The sequence below is a fragment of the Sulfuricurvum sp. PD_MW2 genome (assembly GCF_002633015.1).
GTDB lineage: Bacteria > Campylobacterota > Campylobacteria > Campylobacterales > Sulfurimonadaceae > Sulfuricurvum.
Window position 1 is genome coordinate 22,439 of the sequence record NZ_NSIU01000002.1, and the last position, 14,320, is coordinate 36,758.

Genomic DNA, 14,320 nt, shown 5'->3' on the forward strand with positions numbered 1-14,320 from the left:
GCTCTAATACGCGTTTCGGAGTACCACGCCGATAAAGATAGCGGTTAAGCCAAGGGCAATATTCACAGGAACCATATATTTTGCGATCAACATAAGGGCATTTTTAGCCTCTTCGAGATTGCCTTCATTCAATGCCAGCTCCGCCTTGCGACGACGAAACATCATCGCACCGAGATTGATCGACATGATGAGCCAAATCGCCTCTTTGATATGGATCGTATTATAAATACTCATCGCATATTCATCGATCACGTGACCATTAGCATCCATTGCCGCTGCGCGAAACCCAAGTCCTACGGCCATCATCACTGCCGTAACGATCAAAATAAGTACGAATGGAGTTACAAGGGTAAAAAGACGTTTAAGAGTATGCGCCGCACGCTCCAAACGCACTTTCGGATCGATAATCATCGCCAAAGACTGATGTGCCGCAAAACGGATCGCAATCATACCTCCGACCCATACAACTGCACTGAGAATATGTAAAAATACGATCAATGTGCGATGATGGGCGAACGTTTCAATCAAAAATTCTTTCATTGACCAAGCTCCGTACTTACATACGCTAATGCAGCATCTTTTGCCTGAGAGAGTTTGCCGGCATCTTTTCCGCCCGCTTGAGCGAAATCAGGACGCCCTCCGCCCCCGCCGCCGAGAATCGGCGCAACCGCTTTGATCCAATCCCCTGCTTTTACATTCGTGTTTTTAGCCCCTGCGGCTAGTAGGACTTTATCGTCTTTGACTTGGAACAAAATCACCGCAACCGAATCGTACTGGTTTTTCAACTCGTCGATACGCTCTTTGATATCTCCCGCAGTGAGTTCTGCTACCACAACGGCAGTATTTCCCATCATCGCTACAGTGAGTTCTTCTTTTGCGGATGAAGCCAATGCTGCCATCTCTGCTTTGAGCGTTTTTACTTGTTCTTTCAGACGCTCGATACCAGCCAATACATCGCGGTTTTTGACCGATGCTTCAACCTCATCGAGCAAATGGCGTTGTTGTTTGAACAGATTATACGCCGCATTGCCGCATAGCGCTTCGATACGGCGAACACCCGCACTCACACCGCTCTCTTTGACAATGACAAATGTTCCGATAGTTGCGGTGTTATCGACATGGATACCTCCACAGAACTCCACCGATGCCGTCCCAAAATTGACAACACGGACGGTATCACCGTATTTTTCACCGAACTGTGCTTTCGCACCGCTTTTTTTCGCATCATCGATACTCATCTCTCGAGTCATCCCCTCTAGCGCATGGAAGATGTGATGATTGACCCTCTCTTCGACCAATGCAATCTCTTCGTGAGACATCGCTTTTGGATGAGAGAAGTCGAAACGGAGACGATTGTGTTCAACCAATGATCCCGCCTGTGCGATATGATCACCCAAAATCTCATACAACGCGGCATGAAGCAAGTGGGTCGCCGAGTGGTGTTTGGCAATCTCGTTACGCGATGGATCGACAATGGCATCAACCGTCTCACCGACGCTGAGGGTCGAGTGAGTCTCGATATGAGAGAGGTTCAATCCATGAAATTTTTTCGTATCGAGCACAGATGCTTTGTTGCCGAGTGTTCCTGTATCACCGCATTGTCCCCCGCTCTCCGCATAAAATGGAGTCTCTTCGAGCAAAACCCACCCTTTTTGAGATGCATGGAGTTGATCGACTCGTTCAAAATTCTCACTCAACAGCGCTTGGATTTTGACCGGTGCTTTGGTGTACGCATATCCGATAAATGCATTCAGCCCAAACGTCTCCAACAGAGCTTTGAAATCTCCCTCGACGTGTGCATCTCCTGAACCTTTCCAAGCCGCTTTTGCGCGTGCGCGTTGTTCGCCCATCAACGCTTCGAATTTCTCAACATCAAGGCTCATATTCTTCTCACGAAGCATATCTTCGGTCAAATCGAGCGGAAACCCGAACGTATCGTAGAGTTTGAACGCTACTTCGCCGCTGAAAACTTCTTTGGTATTTTGGAGTTCTTCATTGAACAACTCGATCCCCGATGCGATGGTTTTGAAAAAGCGCTCTTCTTCGAGCATCATCTGCTCTTTGAGGACACTCAGTTTTTCAATGATGTACGGGTACTGTTTCCCCATAACATCCGCAACGGTATCGGCGACTTCAAACATAAACGGTTTGGTAAATCCGAGCAGATATCCGTGACGAACTGCACGGCGAAGAATACGTCGAAGTACGTATCCGCGACCTTCGTTAGAGAAATTCGTCCCTTGCGCAAGGAGGAATGTAACGGTGCGGATATGATCGGCGATGACACGATACGATGCACCTGTTGCATAAACATACGGTTTGCCGATCAACGCTTCTACCTTACGGATAATCGGCATAAAAAGAGTACTGTCGTAGTTGCTGGTAACCCCTTCGAGTACCGCCGTCGCACGTTCCAATCCCATCCCAGTATCGATAGAAGGTTTTGGAAGAGGTTTCAGTTCCCCTTTTGCATTACGCTCATACTGCATGAAAACGAGATTCCAGATTTCCAAGAATCGATCTCCGTCTCCCCCCATGTAGTCCTCAGGGCCGTTGAAATGTTCTGCACCCTGATCGATGAAGATTTCCGAACATGGTCCGCACGGTCCGGTATCTCCCATCTGCCAGAAATTATCTTTGTCTCCAAGACGCATGATACGATCCGCGGCAATATGTTTTTTCCAGATCTCTTCAGCTTCATCATCGCTCTCATGGACGGTAACCCAGAGTTTGTCAACAGGGAGTTTCATCACTTCCGTGACGAATTCCCACGCATGGGAAATCGCTTCCTCTTTGAAATAATCACCAAAACTAAAATTTCCGAGCATCTCGAAAAATGTATGGTGACGAGCCGTATGACCGACATTTTCCAAGTCATTGTGTTTTCCACCGGCACGGATACACGTCTGCGCACTCGTAGCACGAGGATTTGAGGGGATTGGAATATCGCCCGTAAAGATTGATTTGAATGGGACCATACCGGCATTGGTAAAAAGGAGGGTAGCATCATCGGGTACGAGGGGAGAACTCGATACTCGTGCATGTTGTTTTGATTCAAAAAAGGCCAAAAAGGCTTCGCGGACATCTAACATAAGGTTACTCGCAATGGTTAAAATTGCGCGATTATAGCGAAAGAAGGCTTTAAAAAAATTTCTCTACTTTTCTTTTTAGCAAGAAAAGTAACAAAAGAGCATACCGTGATCCAAGAACGCTGCGTTCCTCTCGGCACGACTGCCTTCGGAACGGCTCTATGGTTTAGATCACGGAATTTTAATTTAGAATTACGAAAATGCCCGATTGAGGGCGCTAAACATCGCTTTGATCGAGGCAACGGTGATATCGTTATCACACCCTACCCCAAAAAATTTCTCCAAACCCTCTGTCTGAATCTCGATATATGCCACCGCTTCGGCACTGGAGAGTTCTCCTCGTGAATGCTCAGAGTACGAAAGGATTTTAAAACTATGAGAATACTCCACCATCAACGCATTTTTGCACGCATCGATCGGACCGTTACCCACCCCTTCACTGCGGATAAGCTTGCCGTTATGGGTGTATTCCAACACACATTTGGCAGAGTGTTCTTTGGCACTCTCAGAAATGACCGAATAGTCCACAAACTCGATATCGTGCGGCTCACCGAAATAAGTTTTTTCAAAAATATCCAAAATCTCTTCGCTGGTAAGTTCACGTCCTGCTTCATCCGTTACATGCTGAACGATACGTCCGATTTCCGGATGCATTTTTTTCGGTAATGAGTAACCGAATTTATCTTCGAGGACGTACGCGACGCCCCCCTTGCCCGATTGGGAATTGATACGGATAATCCCCTCATAATTGCGCCCCACATCCTGCGGATCGATCGGCAAATACGGAACTTCCCAAAATTCGTCCTCTTTGGCACGCTGATATGCCAACCCTTTGTTAATCGCGTCTTGATGCGATCCCGAAAACGCCGTATACACCAACTCACCCACATACGGATGACGCTCATGGGTTTTCATATCGGTGCACTCTTCGACAACGCGTACCACTGCCTCCAAATCGCTGAAATCGAGTTCCGGATCAACCCCTTGTGTGTACATATTGAGGGCCAACGTAATAATATCGACGTTTCCGGTCCGTTCGCCGTTAGAGAGCAACGTCCCCTCGACACGATCCGCTCCCGCGAGTAATGCCAATTCGGTTGCCGCAACGGAGGTTCCGCGATCGTTGTGGGTGTGAGTCGAGATCAATACATGCTCACGGTTCGTGAGATGTCGGCCCATCCACTCGATCTGATCGGCATAGACGTTCGGTGTTGCCATCTCTACTGTTGCCGGAAGGTTGATGATCACTTTACGCTCAGCGCTGATCCCCCATTGATCCGTCACGGCATTACAGATACGGGCGGCAAACTCTAGTTCTGTCCCGGTAAAACTCTCCGGAGAGTACTCAAGCATAATCTCACCGTCATGTTTGGCCGCACGGGCTTTGACCATATCAACACCCTCGAGTGCCAATGCGATAATATCGTCTTGTTCTTTTCCAAAAACGATTTTACGCTGCGCAACGGACGTGGAATTGTACAAATGGACAATCGCTTTTTTAACTCCCGCGAGGGCTTCAAACGTTTTGTCGATCAAATGTTCACGTGCTTGGACAAGCACTTGTACCGTTACATCATCCGGGATCAGTTTTTGATCGACCAACGTGCGCAAAAAGTCAAATTCTACTTTTGATGCGGAGGGGAATCCCACCTCGATGTTTTTAAATCCGAGTTTCAGCAAGAGGTTGAAGAGAGAGAGTTTTTGTTCCAAATTCATCGGGGTAATCAATGCTTGGTTTCCGTCGCGAAGATCGACACTGCACCAGATAGGAGCGTGCGTGATGGTTTTGGACGGCCAAGTTCTATTTGGCAAATCAACTTGAGGATACGGGCGGTATTTGCCCATCGATGCGTGTTTCATACGAAACTCCTTGCTATTTTCTCTCCTCATTGCCCTTGCTGAGGCGAATGAGTGGCGTGATTATAGCAAAAAGGGAAGCAAACGCAGATGATACAGGAGAATTATCGTTTTTCAATCTTTTCAATAATATGCAATGCGCCATCCGGTTTAATCAGTTCCCCGAGAGCTTCACTTTTAGAGCGAATATCGCTGAGTATCGCCTCTTGCAGTTTTAACACGATTCCATCATTTTGACGTTCACACCATCCGGCATTATGATCAATGACATAACGGGCATTATGGTACTGATGATCGGCTGCAGCGTATGGAAACGGGATAAAAAAAGCAGGGATTTTTGCTGCGCACAGTTCCCATAACGTACTCGCCCCCGAACGGCTTATCGCAAAATCACTGCGCTCGCACAATTCGGCAATTTGTGTTGTAAACCCGTATACTTCGGCTTCGATTCCAAGAGTATGATATGCGGCACGAACCCGCTCTTCCTCTTTGAGACCGCATTGATGGATAATATGAATTCCACCGTTTTGAAGCCACGGAGCAATTTCGATAGCCAAATCATTGATAAATTTTGCCCCTTGCGATCCCCCCAAGAAAATTACCGTTTTTATCCCGTCGCGTACTCGGGCATTCTCAAAATAGCGCGGATGTACGGGATAGTCGCAATGATTTTCCCCCTCTTCATACGAGCTGAAAAAACGTTCTGCATAGGGTCGGAGTAAACGGTTGAGTTTACCGGTCACAGCATTTTGTTCATGGATATACAACGGCACTCGCGCTACAACTGCGGCCAATGCCGCGGGAGCTGCCGAAAACCCTCCGACACTGACAACCGCATCCGCACGAAACGATTGAATCAAATCACGGGATTTCAAAGAAGCCTTAAAAACTTTCCATAGCGCCCCTATTTTTCCCAGTCCTGCTTTATTGACAACCCCCGTCGTCTCCAAGAAATGGACCTCATCAAAGAGGGTACTGTTGGCGAACCATTGCCGATCCTGTCCGGAAGTCGACCCGATAAACATAACTCGATGGCCTCGTTCTCGTGCAGTCTGCGCCAATGCAAGAGCAATAACTAAATGCCCTCCCGTTCCACCTCCGGTAAAGACAATATTCACTTTTTATCCCCCGATTTGTATTTGATTTTTTTGGAAACCATAATAACCATGCCAACCCCTATCGCCGATGCCAACATTGCCGATCCCCCATAACTCAAAAACGGAACGGAAATCCCTTTAATCGGAGTGAGTCCGCTGATCCCGTATGCATTAATGATAAAAGCAAACGTAATCAACAATCCTACTCCCAAGCTAAACAGATACGCCGTATCATCATGGGATCGATTGGCAATTTTAAACAAACGGTGCAACAGCATAACAAAGAGCATTGTTACGCCAAAAACCCCTATAAATCCAAATTCTTCGGCAATCCCGGCCAACACAAAGTCGGTATGCACCTCACTCAAAAATCCAAGTTTAAACGTCCCTCCGCCCAAACCGGTACCAAAAATCGACCCGTTATGAATCGCGTTAAGCGAGTGCCCGATTTGATACGGTTCTTCGGCGTTTTCGATCCGCAAATGTTTCGCTATCGATTCTGGGAAAAAGGCCAAAACGGTACTCTGAGCCGATGCCCACCATGATAGGATACGATTAATCCGGTGTTCGGCGGTCAAAATAAAAAAGAGGAAAAATCCTACGGCACTTCCGATAAGTGTCATAAAAAAGCGAAAACTGCTCCCTGCAAAAAAGAGCATAAATGCCAACGTAAGCGCCAATACGACAACCTGCCCCAAGTCGTTTTGCATAAATGCAATCAAAAACATGATGATGACGAAAATCGCCGCGTAGGGCATAAATCGTTTAAACTCTTCGGCAACCCCCATATTACCGTGATGTCCGAGCTTTCGCGAAAAACTCCAGGCTAAAAAGTAAACAAAACCTACCTTGAAATACTCCACGGGAGCAATCGAAAATCCGAACAGCTTGATCCACCGTTTTGCCCCTCCGACTTCACTGACCAATGACGCCGGTAGAAACGGCATGATAATCATCAACAAAATTCCGCCAAAAAAGAGCCCTAATCCCAAACGATGGAACCAAACATCCGGATCAAGCTGCGCCAGAGTCCACATAATCAAAATAGAGATTATCGCGACGATAAGTTCCCGTATCACAAAATGAAAATCGTTATAATCAAAAAGGACAACGGTATAAGCGGTGAGCGTATAGGAACAAATAACACCTATCGTAATCAGCGCGGTTGTCAAGAGAAATAATTTTTTATCCGGCATATTTAAGCTTATAATGTATAATTTTCCTAAGTATATCGTTTCTTCGAAAAGAGTTCGATAAAAGAAAATTGGAATATTTTTTGCTTTAGTGTTCCAAACAGATTTGAGAGAAAGGGGAATCCATGGGAATTCATATTTCACGTTCGCATGATTTGATGGAAAGCGCAATGAACTACCGCGCGGCGCGTCAAGACATCATTGCCGGAAATATTGCCAATGCCGATACCCCTTTTTACCGCCCGAAAGATATTAGTTTCGAAGATACCTTGACACAAAAAAGTGCCGAAATTTTCAAAAACAAATCCGAGGAGCTTCAAATGGCCCATACCAACGGCGCCCATTTGGGACCGATTGATACAGGTTCATCCAAGCCTACGACGTTTTTTCGTGACGGACACATGGCTCGAAATGATGGCAACAGTGTCGATTTGGATGTCGAATCGACCGAAATGGCAAAAAACTCAACGATGTTTAATGCTCTCACGGCTGCACTCAAAAAAGATTCTGCTTTGTTCAAAAGTGTCATTGACGCTTCGAGCAAAACATCGTAAGGATTAATCGATGGCATTTTTAAATAGCTTTGATATCAGCGGTTATGGTCTATCGGCTCAGCGTGTACGGGTTAACGCGATCAGTTCCAATATCGCAAACGCACAAACCACCCGTACCAATGAGGGTGGGCCGTATCGCCGTCAAGAAGTTATTTTTAAAGCGGTAGATTTTAACCAAGCCTTTAACAGAGCACTCGAAAAAGAGACCTCTCAGCTGGGTTATAGCGATCCGCTCAAAGAGGGATTAGCAGGTTTAAAACCAAATCCTGCTATCATGAGTGTTATCGTTGATAAAATCAGCCGTGACGACAGTGCGCCGAAGATGAAATATGACCCATCCCACCCGGATGCGGATGCAAAAGGGTATGTTGCATACCCAAATATTAATCCTGTCGTCGAAATGGCCGATTTAGTCGAAGCAACACGATCGTATCAGGCGAATGTCGCCGCATTCGAAAGTGCAAAAAACATGGCTGGCAGCGCCATCAGTATATTACAAGGATAATCCGTAAATGGCTAACGTTCACTCGATCAAAGCTCTTTCCACCGCGGATCTGCTCGCGAATAAAAGCGGCAATGCAACGGAAGTAAGCAGTACCGATTTCGCACAAGAGCTCAAAAATGCTCTCGGCAACGTCAATCAAATGCAAGTTGACGGCGAAAAAGCGATGAGCGATATTGCAACCGGCAGCGTCAAAGACTTACATCAAGCCGCTATTGCTATCGATAAAGCCGAAATCAGTATGAAACTGATGCTTGAAGTACGAAACAAGGCACTCAATGCCTACAAAGAAATTACCCGAACGCAAATGTGATTTAGCCTTCCCATATGCGTCATTCCAATAAATCAAAAAAAATACTTGCCCTTTTTCTCGTTCTCATGTTCGGATTCGTCATTTTTTTGGCGGTCATGCTCTATACCGCTTTACATGACCGAAATCTCCCGTCTATTTTTTCGGAAGACACTTCCAAAGCGCAGCGTGGATCCATCATCAGTGCGGACGGCTATCATATCGCCACGACGCAAAAACTCTATAAAGCAGTCGTTAATACCCGCAACATCGATCCGGACAAACGTGAACTTTTTATCCAACTTTTCAGTATCTACAGCGGTATGGATTCCGCAGAGATACGCGAACGTCTCAATACCCGAAAGGGTACGGTAACACTCAGTTATCACATCAGTCCAAAAGAGGCGATGTATCTTAAAACACTCGCGTTTGAATTACGCCGCCTCGGTGTATTTGTGGAATATGAGACTTCCGGCGGAGAGCGAATCTTACAAGGGCTGAGTATTTTAGAGAGCGGCGAAGCACGCCAATATCCTTACAATAATCTTCTAACTCCCCTTTTAGGGTATCCGCGTAAAATGGAAGAAAACGGCTATACCCGAATTTACGGGATTAAAGGGTTGGAAAAATTCTTTGACGAAGAGCTCAATCCTCAGCAGAATAAAACCCAAAAAGCATTGCGCGACGTCAACGGCTATTTGATTTTAAACAAACAAAGCGATTTTAAACGTCAAATCAACGGTCTTACAATCAAACTCAATATCCCCATTATGCTCCAATCACGTATTGAGATCATCACCGACAAACATAAAGAGAAGTTACAAGCCGATGAGATTATTGCAACCGTCATGGACTCAAAAAGCGGAAAGATCATCGCACTGGCGAGTTCAAACCGCTTTGATCCCAATCATATTCGAACCCAAGATTATCCCTCGCTCAACACCAACGCCATCGAGTACAGCTATGAGCCCGGATCGGTTATCAAGCCTATCATCTTCTCACTTCTTCTCGATCGAGGGTTGATCAACCCTTACGATATGGTAAACGGGCATAACGGGCGCTTTACCATGGGGACAAAAACGATTGTGGATGAACACGCCTTTAGCATGATCAGTGCCGAAGACGTTCTTGTTTATTCTTCCAATATCGGTATAGCCCAACTGGGGCAAAAGCTCAACGGAAAAGAGTTTACCGAAGGGCTCGAACGATTTGGCTTTACCCATTTCAGCGGAATTGACTTGCCCTATGAAAAACGGGGATCGATTCCAAGCTCCGCACAACTAAACAACTATCTTTACAAAGCCATTACCTCTTACGGGTATGGGATGCGAGCCAATCCGATGCAATTAGTCAAAGCATTCAATGTTTTCAATAACGGTGGAAGACTGGTTAATCCGATGGTTGTAGAAGCACTTTATGATGATAACGGGCGTACTATCCCGATGCAGGTGCAAGCTCCAACGCAAGTTATATCGCCGGCAACCGCTGAGCGGATGAAGCAAATCCTCATTAAAACCGTTAATGTCGGTACAGGTACGATTGCAAAAACTCCCGGACTCGAAGTAGGTGGAAAAACGGGAACGGCACATATCGCTAAAAACGGAGGCTATGTTAACAGCTACCACACTTCATTTATCGGTTTTGCAAATGACGGCAAACACAGCTATACCATAGGTATCACCGTGATCAATCCGCGTACGGTCTATTTTGCATCAATCACCGCGGTTCCGGTTTTCAAAGCGATTGTCGATTTGATGGTAGAAGAAAAATATCTAAGACCTGATCCTGCCGCTGCCGCTGCCGCAGCTCCAGCCAAAGAAGCTCCGGTTATAGATAGCCTTTAATCGCTTTTTGAACTACTTTCGTCGCCTCTTTTTCAAAAGGATAGGTATGACGGATCCCCCATACCTCCAGAACAGCTTCCCCTTTGACCATCAATTTTCGTTTGGATTCCAAAATACTGATCAGACGATTTGTATTAAGACGCTTTAGCTCAATTCGAAATTCAAGCGGTAATATCTTTTCACTTCCTGAAGCGACCAAAAGAGGTTTACTCAAATCGGTCTTTGCTTCACCTTCGGTAATTACCCCTTTTTCATCACTAAGAGCATACGTCAAAGAGATAATTTTCACATCACTGTGCCACTTGTTGATAATTCTCAAATCCGATCCGATATGAATCAGGTCTTTATCGTTTGATAATCCAAGTAACGCCAATACGCCCATAATTGCTTCCGCTTTTGGGCTTTCCAAACGAAAAGTACCCTGCGGTTCAACAATAATATCTTGTCCCATTTTAGGTGTGCATCCGGCAATTAGAAATGCTATCACCCCTATTGAAATGAAGAACTTCATCTCACATCCATACGTTATCGATCAAACGGGTCGTTCCGACCCGTGCCGCTACCAAAACAATCGTATCGCCAATCACTACCTCATTAAGGGATTGAAAAGCACGATTGACGATCGCGACATATTCAACATCCAACGGAGCGAGAATCTCTTCCATAGCAGATTGAATCGTGAAACTTTTTACATTCCCCTGCATCACCATTTTGGTTGCGTGTTTAAGTGCGGCAGAGAGTTTTAGGGCTTCTTGACGTTCCTCGCTGCTGAGATAGACATTTCGTGATGATAGCGCCAAGCCATCATTTTCTCGGACGGTATCCATCGGAACAATTTCAACATCCATAAAAAAGTTATGCACCATTTGGGTAATCAATGCAAGCTGCTGCGCATCTTTTTTTCCGAAATAGGCACGAGTCGGGTGAACCAAATTGAGCAATTTCATCACAACCGTCAATACACCGTCAAAATGTCCAGGACGCGATGCCCCCTCTAAAATAAAACCCCGTACATCAGGTGCCGTAATCCGTATCTCATCTGCCGTGTACATCGCACTCACATCAGGATAAAAGAGGATATCCACACCGCTTAACTCACAAATTTTAAAATCGGCTTCTTCGCGGCGGGGATATTTACTCAAATCCTCTCCGGGCAAAAACTGAGTTGGATTGACAAAGATGGAGACTACCACACACTCATTCTCGCGCCGTGCTGCATCGATCAAAGTGCGATGCCCGATGTGCAATGCCCCCATCGTCGGAACAAACCCGCGTGATCCTGGTCTAGTCTTTAGCGCATCTTCGAGTTCTTGCGCGGAACGTGCGATAATCATCGTTTTAGCCTCTTTAGAATATAATCGCAATTATAATATACGAATAGGATATTCCATTACATGGATCATTACGAATATACCGAATTACTGAAAACGCTCACGACAAAAATGCAAAACGTTACCGGCGTTGTCCGCCCGGATGATATCAATGCTCGTTTGAGCGAAATTGAAGCCCTTGAAAATTCCGACGGTTTTTGGAATGATGCTGCAACAGCAGGAGTCATTCAAAAAGAGAAAACTCAGCTCGAACGTCGATTAGCAAAATATTCTAAAACGTTTAACGCACTCGGAGATGCCATCGATCTTTATGATATGGCAAAAGAAGAAGGGGATGACGAAACCATCGAAAGCCTTTTTGCCGATGCCCCGGAACTCGAGAACAAAGTCAAATCGATGGAGATCGAAGTGCTCCTCAGCGGCGAACACGACGCTCTGAATGCTATTGTCACCATCCATCCGGGTGCGGGGGGAACCGAGTCTCAAGATTGGGCATCGATGCTGTTGCGTATGTATACCCGGTGGGCCGAACGCCACGACTTTACCGTTGAAATGCTCGACTACCAAGCTGGTGAAGAGGCGGGGATCAAAGATGCCGCGCTTATCATCAAAGGGATCAACGTATACGGCTATCTCAAAAATGAAAACGGTATTCATCGACTGGTTCGTATCAGTCCGTACGACTCTGCGGCGAAACGCCATACAAGTTTTACCTCGGTTATGATCTCTCCGGAACTCGATGATGATATCGAGATCGAGATCGAAGACAAAGATATCCGTCTTGACACCTACCGTGCATCGGGCGCAGGGGGACAGCACGTTAACAAAACCGAATCGGCGATCCGTATCACCCACATCCCGACCGGTATCGTCGTTCAATGTCAAAATGACAGAAGCCAACATAAAAACAAAGCAACTGCATTCAAAATGCTCAAATCACGCCTTTATGAGTTGGAGATGGAGAAAAAACAAGCGGCCGTTGACGGTATTGAGAAAAGCGAAAACGGATGGGGGCATCAAATCCGTTCCTACGTTTTGGCTCCGTATCAACAAGTCAAAGATACCCGTTCAGGAATTCCATATTCCAATATCAACAACATTCTTGACGGAGACATCGATGAGATGATCGAGGGGGTACTGATCGCCCTCAGCCGAAAAGATGACGACGAATAATCATAATATTATTCTCAAGGAGTGCGCACTTCATGAGCCGTGCTCCTACATTGAAGGTAACACTCAGAGTATCCACTACAAAGTCATCCAAGAGTGTACCAAAGATCAATGTGAAGCTCTAATACTTAGGGGTTGGCGACGTTTTGGATCAATGTACTTTCGACCCATCTGCCAAGAGTGCCGCAAATGCGAAAGTCTAAAAATTGACGTCGAACGCTATACGTTCAGTAAATCAGAGCGTCGAATTCTTCGTAAAAATTCCCATCTCAATACCTTTATCCGTCAACCCACACTTACACGCGAGCATTTAGACCTTTTCGATCACTATCATCGCTATAAGCACATCACCCGTTCTTGGGACGCACCCAAAAGCGATCCCAAAAACTATTACTCCTCTTTTGTACAAGGACATGGCGATTTTGGGTTTGAAGTCCTTTATTTCGAAGAGGAAAAACTCATCGCTGTTGATTTGATTGATATTCTAGAAGAGGGGATCAGCGCTCTGTATTGCTACTACGATCCAGAATACAACCATCTCTCATTAGGACGCTACACCCTGCTACAGCAAATCGAATTTGCAAAACGTCTAGGACTTAAATGGATCTATTTAGGCTATTACGTTGAGGGGTGTCAAAGCTTGGCCTATAAAAGTACCTATTCTCCGTCTCTTGAGCTCATAGGAAGACCGGAAGAAGATGAAATCCCTATTTGGAGAGAACTCCCTGAAAACCGTTTTATTTAACTCTCACCCTATTATCCCATCCAAAGTAGTCTGTATCGGACGCAATTATGTTGAACATATCCATGAACTCAACAACGAAATTCCTGCTTCTATGGTTCTGTTTAATAAACCTAACTCTGCCATCTCGGATACCTTGCATTTCATCACACCCGATACCCGATTTGAGGGTGAAATCTGTTTTCTGATTATAGGTGGATTAATCCAAGGCATAGGTTTCGGACTTGATCTCACCAAAGCTGATTCGCAAAATCACCTCAAATCCAAAGGGCTTCCATGGGAGCGGGCAAAAGGGTTTGATCACTCCGCTATCCTTAGCCATTTCATCCCACTGGAATATCCTTTGGAATCCTTGCGGATGACATTGCATATCAACGGTTCGCTTGTCCAAGAAGCTTCATATGAGCTTATGATCTACAAACCGCTTGAAATGCTCGAAGAGATCAAAAGCTTTATGAGTCTCGAAGATGGGGATATCCTCATGAGCGGTACCCCTAAAGGGGTGAATACGTACCGAGAAAATGACCATTTTATCGGTCGTATTTACAGTAATCAAGACCTATTGCTTGAATGCAGTTGGTGTGCCCAATAAACTAACTGAAAATTTTATTCTTATAAAAGAGTAGATTGTTTTATAATAGCCACAGATATA

At 45.6% G+C, this 14,320-nt stretch carries 14 protein-coding genes; 7 read left to right on the forward strand and 7 right to left on the reverse strand.

Going from position 1 to position 14,320, the window contains the following annotated elements:
• Window positions 1–3: 3 nt before the first annotated feature.
• From CJD30_RS01955 to CJD30_RS01975, 5 genes are all read right to left on the reverse strand, one after another.
• Window positions 4–540 (reverse strand): hypothetical protein, encoded by a 537-nt coding sequence (locus CJD30_RS01955; protein ID WP_294915781.1) that lies wholly within the window; start codon window positions 538–540, stop codon window positions 4–6.
• A complete protein-coding gene (gene alaS, locus CJD30_RS01960) occupies window positions 537–3,092 on the reverse strand; it encodes an alanine--tRNA ligase (protein ID WP_294915783.1) in 2,556 nt (851 codons plus the stop codon). Before alaS ends, CJD30_RS01955 begins: the two co-directional genes overlap by 4 nt.
• 189 nt (window positions 3,093–3,281) lie before the next feature.
• Window positions 3,282–4,949, reverse strand: coding sequence for a 2-isopropylmalate synthase (gene leuA / locus CJD30_RS01965; RefSeq protein ID WP_294915785.1), 1,668 nt, complete (start codon window positions 4,947–4,949; stop codon window positions 3,282–3,284).
• Window positions 4,950–5,050: 101 nt separating this feature from the next.
• Complete coding sequence (murG, locus tag CJD30_RS01970; protein WP_294915787.1) at window positions 5,051–6,064, reverse strand: undecaprenyldiphospho-muramoylpentapeptide beta-N-acetylglucosaminyltransferase; 1,014 nt, start codon at window positions 6,062–6,064, stop codon at window positions 5,051–5,053.
• Complete coding sequence (locus CJD30_RS01975; RefSeq protein ID WP_294915789.1) at window positions 6,061–7,239, reverse strand: FtsW/RodA/SpoVE family cell cycle protein; 1,179 nt, start codon at window positions 7,237–7,239, stop codon at window positions 6,061–6,063. Before CJD30_RS01975 ends, murG begins: the two co-directional genes overlap by 4 nt.
• Before the next feature lie 122 nt (window positions 7,240–7,361).
• Between CJD30_RS01975 and flgB the strand changes: the two genes are divergently transcribed.
• Genes flgB through CJD30_RS01995 form a run of 4 tightly spaced genes read left to right on the forward strand, consistent with a single transcriptional unit; the run spans window position 7,362 to window position 10,425 of the window.
• Window positions 7,362–7,790, forward strand: a complete 429-nt coding sequence (gene flgB, locus CJD30_RS01980; protein ID WP_294915791.1) for a flagellar basal body rod protein FlgB — start codon at window positions 7,362–7,364, stop codon at window positions 7,788–7,790.
• A gap of 10 nt (window positions 7,791–7,800) precedes the next feature.
• Window positions 7,801–8,295: a flagellar basal body rod protein FlgC gene (gene flgC, locus CJD30_RS01985; RefSeq protein ID WP_294915793.1), complete on the forward strand. Its 495-nt coding sequence runs from the start codon at window positions 7,801–7,803 to the stop codon at window positions 8,293–8,295.
• Window positions 8,296–8,302: 7 nt separating this feature from the next.
• Window positions 8,303–8,605, forward strand: coding sequence for a flagellar hook-basal body complex protein FliE (fliE, locus tag CJD30_RS01990; RefSeq protein ID WP_294915795.1), 303 nt, complete (start codon window positions 8,303–8,305; stop codon window positions 8,603–8,605).
• Between the two features lie 14 nt (window positions 8,606–8,619).
• The gene (locus tag CJD30_RS01995; protein WP_294915797.1) at window positions 8,620–10,425 is read left to right on the forward strand and encodes a penicillin-binding protein 2; all 1,806 of its coding nucleotides are present in this window, start codon (window positions 8,620–8,622) and stop codon (window positions 10,423–10,425) included.
• Here the strand turns inward: CJD30_RS01995 and CJD30_RS02000 are convergent.
• Entirely contained in the window at window positions 10,409–10,936 is a 528-nt protein-coding gene (locus CJD30_RS02000; protein WP_294915799.1) for a hypothetical protein, read from the reverse strand. The genes CJD30_RS01995 and CJD30_RS02000 overlap by 17 nt on opposite strands.
• A 1-nt stretch (window position 10,937) precedes the next feature.
• Entirely contained in the window at window positions 10,938–11,759 is an 822-nt protein-coding gene (gene panC / locus CJD30_RS02005) for a pantoate--beta-alanine ligase (protein ID WP_294915801.1), read from the reverse strand.
• Window positions 11,760–11,819: 60 nt separating this feature from the next.
• Between panC and prfB the strand changes: the two genes are divergently transcribed.
• The 3 genes from prfB to CJD30_RS02020 are packed head-to-tail and all read left to right on the forward strand — an operon-like array spanning window position 11,820 to window position 14,260.
• Window positions 11,820–12,929 (forward strand): peptide chain release factor 2, encoded by a 1,110-nt coding sequence (gene prfB, locus CJD30_RS02010; RefSeq protein ID WP_294915803.1) that lies wholly within the window; start codon window positions 11,820–11,822, stop codon window positions 12,927–12,929.
• Entirely contained in the window at window positions 12,916–13,671 is a 756-nt protein-coding gene (locus tag CJD30_RS02015) for an arginyltransferase (protein WP_294915805.1), read from the forward strand. Before prfB ends, CJD30_RS02015 begins: the two co-directional genes overlap by 14 nt.
• The gene (locus CJD30_RS02020; RefSeq protein ID WP_366722929.1) at window positions 13,625–14,260 is read left to right on the forward strand and encodes a fumarylacetoacetate hydrolase family protein; all 636 of its coding nucleotides are present in this window, start codon (window positions 13,625–13,627) and stop codon (window positions 14,258–14,260) included. The genes CJD30_RS02015 and CJD30_RS02020 overlap by 47 nt, the downstream gene beginning before the upstream one ends.
• Window positions 14,261–14,320 lie beyond the last annotated feature (60 nt).

Excerpts from the sequence above, each read along its gene's own strand:
- CJD30_RS01975 (WP_294915789.1), bottom strand. The coding sequence starts at position 7,239 with ATGCCGGATAAAAAATTATTTCTCTTGACAACCGCGCTGATTACGATA.
- CJD30_RS01995 (WP_294915797.1), top strand. The coding sequence starts at position 8,620 with ATGCGTCATTCCAATAAATCAAAAAAAATACTTGCCCTTTTTCTCGTT.
- CJD30_RS02015 (WP_294915805.1), top strand. The coding sequence starts at position 12,916 with ATGACGACGAATAATCATAATATTATTCTCAAGGAGTGCGCACTTCAT.
- CJD30_RS01955 (WP_294915781.1), bottom strand. The coding sequence starts at position 540 with ATGAAAGAATTTTTGATTGAAACGTTCGCCCATCATCGCACATTGATC.
- panC (WP_294915801.1), bottom strand. The coding sequence starts at position 11,759 with ATGATTATCGCACGTTCCGCGCAAGAACTCGAAGATGCGCTAAAGACT.
- fliE (WP_294915795.1), top strand. The coding sequence starts at position 8,303 with ATGGCTAACGTTCACTCGATCAAAGCTCTTTCCACCGCGGATCTGCTC.
- leuA (WP_294915785.1), bottom strand. The coding sequence starts at position 4,949 with ATGAAACACGCATCGATGGGCAAATACCGCCCGTATCCTCAAGTTGAT.
- prfB (WP_294915803.1), top strand. The coding sequence starts at position 11,820 with ATGGATCATTACGAATATACCGAATTACTGAAAACGCTCACGACAAAA.
- CJD30_RS02020 (WP_366722929.1), top strand. The coding sequence starts at position 13,625 with ATGAAATCCCTATTTGGAGAGAACTCCCTGAAAACCGTTTTATTTAAC.
- flgC (WP_294915793.1), top strand. The coding sequence starts at position 7,801 with ATGGCATTTTTAAATAGCTTTGATATCAGCGGTTATGGTCTATCGGCT.
- CJD30_RS02000 (WP_294915799.1), bottom strand. The coding sequence starts at position 10,936 with ATGAAGTTCTTCATTTCAATAGGGGTGATAGCATTTCTAATTGCCGGA.
- flgB (WP_294915791.1), top strand. The coding sequence starts at position 7,362 with ATGGGAATTCATATTTCACGTTCGCATGATTTGATGGAAAGCGCAATG.
- alaS (WP_294915783.1), bottom strand. The coding sequence starts at position 3,092 with ATGTTAGATGTCCGCGAAGCCTTTTTGGCCTTTTTTGAATCAAAACAA.